The organism is Mesorhizobium sp. M7A.F.Ca.CA.001.08.2.1 (assembly GCF_003998455.1).
Taxonomy (GTDB): Bacteria; Pseudomonadota; Alphaproteobacteria; order Rhizobiales; family Rhizobiaceae; genus Mesorhizobium; species Mesorhizobium ciceri.
Genome location: NZ_RZPW01000682.1, coordinates 1 through 3,371, shown reverse-complemented (window position 1 = coordinate 3,371; position 3,371 = coordinate 1). Strand labels below are relative to the sequence as shown.

Below are 3,371 nucleotides of genomic sequence, written 5' to 3'. Positions count from 1 at the left end.
GTGCATTATTCCGTTGACCGCGTTCCACCCGCCGAAATGTCTGGCTCGGACAGGCGATATGCATCGAAGCCCGATCGGGTTGTCGCTACGGGAGATGCAGCCGATGCCTGATTGTGGCCAGAACATTGGCGAGAGCGCTGGCGGAACCGTGATGCCGCTACTGGAACTGCAGTCCGTCACGATGAGTTTCGGCGGCTTCAAGGCGATCAATGACTTAAGCCTGAAATTCGAGAGAAAGCCGGTTTACGGCATCATCGGCCCTAATGGGGCCGGCAAGACGACTTTGTTCAACGTCTTGAGCGGGTTTTATCGGCCGAAGCGTGGTCGGCTGCTGTTCAACGGCCAGGACATGACTCGTTTACGAGCCGAGCAGTTTGCTCGCCAAGGTATCGTGCGCAGCTTTCAGATCACGAGCATCTTCCCCAATCTCTCGGTCATGGACAATGTCGTGCTGTCGGTGCAGCGCCGAGCAGACGGGGGTACGAAGGCCTTCGCAAAGATCGACTGGCATGAGGATCACCGGCCGGAAGCGTCGGCACTGCTGGATCAGGTCGGAATTCCGTCCTCTTTGCGCGGTCGACCCGCAGGGGACCTGCCATATGGCCGCAAACGCGCCTTGGAGCTCGCGATTTCCCTGGGAGCACACCCAACGATTCTCCTTCTCGACGAACCAACCGCTGGGATGACGACGGCAGATGTATCGCGTACGACGGACCTCATTGCGCAACTGTCCGTCGACCGCATGATCATCGTCGTGGAGCACAACCTCGGTGTCATCGCAAATGTCGCCGATGAGATCATTGTATTGCAGCAGGGGGCGCTTCTAACGCGCGGTCGCTACGCCGACGTCCGACAGGATCCCCGGGTGATAGAAGCCTATTTGGGAAAGCGCCATTGAGCATGCTGGAGATAACGGATCTCGACGCCTATTATGGCGAAAGCCATATTTTGCAGGGCGTCAACTTGTCTGTCCAGACTGGCGAAGTGGTAACGTTGGTGGGGCGAAACGGTGCCGGCAAGACCACGCTGCTGAAGTCGATCATCGGCGATATTCCCCGACGAACCGGGAGCATCCGCTTCATCGGAACCGAAATCATCGATCTCTCGCCTGAGCGGATTTGCAAGATGCGGGTCTGTTTTGTGCCGGAAGACCGCGGAATTTTCTCGACGCTGAACGTATACGAGAATCTGACGATCGGCCGTGCGAACGGAGACACCGCCTGGCCGCTCGACCGGATCTATGAGTATTTCCCGATCCTCAAAACCCGGCGCTCGCAAAAGGCCGCGTCGTTGTCGGGTGGGGAAAAGCAGATGCTAGCGATAGCGCGGCCCCTTTACATGGGCGCTTCGTTTCTGATGCTCGACGAGCCGACAGAGGGGCTGGCACCTGTCGTGGTCGATGCGATCGGTGCACTGATCAAAGATATCAAGTCCACGGGACTGACCATTCTCTTAGTCGAGCAGAATCTTCAATTCGCCGCCGAGGTCGCCGACCGGTACTACGTAATCGAAAATGGAAAAATCGTCAGAGAAATGACGAACCATCAGATGGCCGAAGATCAACAAAGTCTTCTCGATCACCTCGGAGTGTGAGGCACGACCAGGATGTTGTCGAGCTCCGGATGGCAATGGTGAATCAAACCTTATGACAACGCCCATCCTCGAGCTTCGCTGCCCGACCGCGAAAACGCCGGGCACGCTCATGCGCGCTGTCGCCGATCCTGGCCTGCGCTGTCCCAGGACTTCTCGATCGCAACGACACAGCCGAGTTACGCGCGAGGGCCAAGCCAATTTAGCGTTATGGTCAAAATGCAGTGATTGATCTTCTCTGTGGATTGCACTGAGGCACCCCTCCCAAAAAACTAGTTGTCTTCTTGGTCTTAGGTTCGCCGGACCATACGAGAGAATAAGAAGGAAACCGGTTGGCTAACCATCCTCTACGCATTGATTGTATATGCAAAGTTGACCCGCAGAGGCTAAAACAGTCGTTATTCGTCAGTGGTTTACGAAGCGGTTCGTCCATTTTGATTCAGGAAGCTGATCCAGCTATTTTGCTGCCCGAATTTAACTCATACCGAATGGCAGCTTTGCGCCCAATATCGGCCGTTCGGCCTCACCGGCATCGATCCCCCCAAAAGCGGCCGTTCGTTCCTCCGGGCAAGCGGTCGCTTAGGAATGCCTGGCTTCGGATAATCCAGTCAGTCCGCTTTGTGGGAACGGTGGGTCATAAGCAGCCGCATAGATTGGCTGAGAACGCCGTTGGCGGATGAGCATGGGAACGCGTTCCATTACCGGCGACGGCTTTCCGCCAGATGTCGGCTACACCGACGTTCGCCCCCGCAATGACGCGTCACCTATGAACTCGGTCGGAGACAGTCGTTGTAGGGCGAGAACGTAGCGTTCCGACGCATCCGGAGGAGTTTTCAATTGAGATTAAACGAACAAGCCCGGCCGTGAAGTCAGACGTCCGGCGGCCGAAACTCACGTACGACCTCGAACACGCCGGGCTCGAAAATCACAGTTACCATGATCTCTCGAAGCGCGCTCATCGAGCTGCTGCCTGCGCGCATCGCCTGATATTCCGCGAGGCTTCGCCAGCGCGCATACATCACAACCCGCTCGCCATCCAGGCTCAGATGCAGTGTCGCGCCTTCGAAGCCAAGGGCCGTCGCGACCGACTCTTCTGTGACTTTGGTTAGCAGAGCTATCAATTCCGCCGGATCTTCTGCCTTCAACCGGAAGGTGTTGATCAGAATCACGCGGCGCTGTTGTTTCGGCATCACGAAGCCCTTCCTTCCACTTGCGGCTGTGCGTCTTCAGAACCTGAGGCCGCCGCAGCTTGCAGCACGGCTTGCAGTTCCTGGTCGAGACGCTGCGCGACGACGTCAACCAGCGGGTCGCCGAACTGGCGGAAAACGGCGGCGGGCCGGTCGTACTCGAACGCCGAGCCTTCTCCGTCCTCTCGCAACAGGACGCGGATGGGTGCGTAAATCCCGGCGGAAAGCTGGTGGCGGGTCATCTTCGAGGCCGTAAGCGGGTTGCCAATGTCATACTGGATGGAGCGCCGCTTCTGGCCTGCGATCGCCAACAGCGCGCCATGGTCCCGGAAGCCGAAAATCGACAGGTTCGCCGAAGCTTCGAGCTCGCGCAAAGCGCGCTCGGCCTCGCCGTATCGCAGTAGTGTGAATATCCCATCGTCGATCCGCGGGACGAGGCTCTCAAGCCTGGCCTTCGTCTCGGTGAAGGGATTGGCGGATCGGATGGTGATGTGCTCGTTTGTGAACGGGCGTGTCTCGACCGTGGGGGTGGCCATTGGCTGTCTCCAAATGATGAGGGGCGGGATTTCGAGAGCGATTAGAAGGTTATTGCCT

Annotated in this window: 4 protein-coding genes; 2 read left to right on the top strand and 2 right to left on the bottom strand. The window is 57.7% G+C overall.

The window, feature by feature from the left end; all coding sequences use genetic code 11:
* Both EN914_RS28965 and EN914_RS28960 read left to right on the top strand, forming a co-directional pair.
* The coding region (locus EN914_RS28965; protein ID WP_206527264.1) for an ABC transporter ATP-binding protein at nucleotides 1–898 on the top strand (898 nt) is incomplete at its 5' end.
* A 2-nt stretch (nucleotides 899–900) separates the two neighbouring features.
* A complete protein-coding gene (locus EN914_RS28960) occupies nucleotides 901–1,593 on the top strand; it encodes an ABC transporter ATP-binding protein (RefSeq protein WP_032899528.1) in 693 nt (230 codons plus the stop codon).
* A gap of 866 nt (nucleotides 1,594–2,459) precedes the next feature.
* On the opposite strand, the gene EN914_RS28955 is transcribed toward EN914_RS28960, so the two are convergent.
* Nucleotides 2,460–2,780: an antibiotic biosynthesis monooxygenase gene (locus tag EN914_RS28955; RefSeq protein ID WP_032899530.1), complete on the bottom strand. Its 321-nt coding sequence runs from the start codon at nucleotides 2,778–2,780 to the stop codon at nucleotides 2,460–2,462.
* Nucleotides 2,780–3,313: a DUF302 domain-containing protein gene (locus EN914_RS28950; RefSeq protein WP_024504925.1), complete on the bottom strand. Its 534-nt coding sequence runs from the start codon at nucleotides 3,311–3,313 to the stop codon at nucleotides 2,780–2,782. Before EN914_RS28950 ends, EN914_RS28955 begins: the two co-directional genes overlap by 1 nt.
* Between the last annotated feature and the right edge of the window lie 58 nt (nucleotides 3,314–3,371).